The organism is Microseira wollei NIES-4236 (assembly GCF_020521235.1).
In the GTDB taxonomy this organism is placed as follows: Bacteria; Cyanobacteriota; Cyanobacteriia; order Cyanobacteriales; family Aerosakkonemataceae; genus Microseira; species Microseira wollei.
In genome coordinates, this window is record NZ_BLAY01000472.1 from 1 (window position 1) to 923 (window position 923).

Genomic DNA, 923 nt, shown 5'->3' on the forward strand with positions numbered 1-923 from the left:
ACAGATATTAGTCCCCTCAAAGCCCTCACCAATCTGACATCCCTGAATCTCTACAACAATCAAATCACAGATATTAGTCCCCTCAAAGCCCTCACCAATCTGACATCCCTGAATCTCTACAACAATCAAATCACAGATATTAGTCCCCTCAAAGCCCTCACCAATCTGACATCCCTGAATCTCTACAACAATCCAATCACAGATATTAGTCCCCTCAAAGCCCTCACCAATCTGAGATACCTGAATCTCTACAACAATCCAATCACAGATATTAGTCCCCTCTTTTCCCTCACCAATCTGACATCCCTGAATCTCGACAGCAATCAAATCACAGATATTAGTCCCCTCAAAGCCCTCACCAACCTGACATCCCTGAATCTCTACAACAATCCAATCACAGATATTAGTCCCCTCAAAGCCCTCACCAATCTGACAAACCTGACTCTCTACAACAATCAAATCACAGATATTAGTCCCCTCAAAGCCCTCACCAATCTGACAAACCTGACTCTCTACAGCAATCAAATCACAGATATTAGTCCCCTCAAAGCCCTCACCAATCTGACAAACCTGACTCTCTACAGCAATCAAATCACAGATATTAGTCCCCTCAAAGCCCTCACCAACCTGACATCCCTGAATCTCTACAACAATCCAATCACAGATATTAGTCCCCTCAAAGCCCTCACCAATCTGACATCCCTGAATCTCTACAACAATCAAATCACAGATATTAGTCCCCTCAAAGCCCTCACCAATCTGACATCCCTGAATCTCAGCAGCAATCAAATCGCAAATATTAGTCCCCTCTTTTCCCTCACCAATCTGACACAACTGTATCTCAGCGGCAATCAGATCGCAGATATTAGTCCCCTCTTTTCCCTCACCAATCTGACACAACTGTATCTCAGCGGCAATCAGAT

General features: G+C 44.0%; 1 protein-coding gene. It reads left to right on the forward strand.

All coding sequences use genetic code 11. From position 1 onward, the window contains the following. On the forward strand, window positions 1-923 hold a 923-nt coding region (locus MiSe_RS49310; RefSeq protein ID WP_226594898.1), incomplete at both ends, for a leucine-rich repeat domain-containing protein.